This window comes from Faecalibacterium faecis (assembly GCF_040096475.1).
In the GTDB taxonomy this organism is placed as follows: Bacteria; Bacillota; Clostridia; order Oscillospirales; family Ruminococcaceae; genus Faecalibacterium; species Faecalibacterium taiwanense.
The window spans coordinates 1-1,233 of sequence record NZ_JBBMEP010000051.1 but is presented as its reverse complement, the minus strand read 5'-3'; the positions used below and the strand labels follow the sequence as shown (position 1 = coordinate 1,233).

At 35.1% G+C, this 1,233-nt stretch carries 2 protein-coding genes; both read left to right on the top strand.

Annotation, left to right across the window (positions count from 1 at the left end; genetic code table 11):
* On the top strand, positions 1 to 231 hold a 231-nt coding region (locus tag WMO17_RS13055), incomplete at its 5' end, for a DUF3592 domain-containing protein (protein ID WP_435387704.1).
* 281 nt (positions 232 to 512) lie between these two features.
* Positions 513 to 902 (top strand): hypothetical protein, encoded by a 390-nt coding sequence (locus WMO17_RS13050; protein ID WP_120081002.1) that lies wholly within the window; start codon positions 513 to 515, stop codon positions 900 to 902.
* Positions 903 to 1,233: the final 331 nt, after the last annotated feature.

The following is a 1,233-nucleotide window of genomic DNA, read 5'->3' as shown; positions in this document are numbered from 1 at the left end:
GCAACAAAACGGGTACATATAAAATTTCATATGAGTACCTACCACCTTGCCGATGAGGATGTAATCTATCCATATGTGGTACATTATCAGTATAAAGTTAAAGGTGAAACCTATAATGGAAAGTCGCAGTGGTTTTGGTTCAATCCATGTATTCCGAAAGGGGCACCAATAAAAATTCTAGTAGACCCAAAGAATCCGGCCCGAAGTACAGTTCTCAAACCAGAAAGCTAAAGATGGCTTTCAATCGAGGTAAAACAAAAAGTTTATCCTTATAGCGTGTTTATTTAAAAGAAGATTGCGATTGTGCTACAAATTTTCAGGAAGTTTATGTGCATCTATACGATTTTGAAAAATTTTGTGGACAAACGAAATAAATCAGGCTTAAATTTCGTTATCTAAACAAAAAAGCAAGGCGGGAAGGTTTGATGATTTGTAAAAAATGAGGGCATAAAAATAAAGTAGGCGTTTGATATTTCCAGCAATGTGGGCAGTAGTGAAAGAAGGTATAGAAAATGAAGAAAACTTTATATACATTTTTGGTTTGGAATTTTCTGTTGTTTGTAGCTGGTTTAAGTGATATTGTTTTTTATAGAAATCTTACATCGGTAGAAGGTATGACAATAAGCTGGACCCAGCCAGCGCTTGTAAGTATTACTTCATTTTTAATATTGCTTTCAATATATTATGGGATGCACCAGCTCCTTTTCGGGAAAAATTTTTATTTGAAACTGGAAATCAAGCAGGAAGACCTAGATAAATTGCGAAATTCAATTTATGATTTTCTGAAAAAAGGCGAAATTGACCCCGAAAAATTGCAGCAACACTTGAAGTGTTTGATAATTGCTGAAGTTGTTTTGTGGGGTGGATTCATCGTTTACTTATTTATATCAAAGGGCTACTAATTTTCAATTCTAATAATGGGGTAAAGTGGTACGAATGAAAAAGATACAGAACTTTTTCTCGACGATTTTGCAAAAGCTGTGGAAAAGTTCGATAACTATCGTTTAGCATTAAAAACTACGGAAGCTTTACGCTGAAAGCTGTAACTTTAAGCAGACCGGAAAGCTTATAATGAGGGTAGAACAGAAATATGACCAACGAAGATACCACTGATTTTGACGAGCACTTCGCTAAAATTTCGTCCTATATTGTGGACACATTGCACGGCGTTCCACTTGAGATGACCGAGGATGAAAAAGAACAATTTCGCATACAGGTTATTTCAAATCAGTA

Bases quoted from the DNA above. Each gene is read 5' to 3' on its own strand.
- WMO17_RS13050 (WP_120081002.1), top strand. From the start codon at position 513: ATGAAGAAAACTTTATATACATTTTTGGTTTGGAATTTTCTGTTGTTT.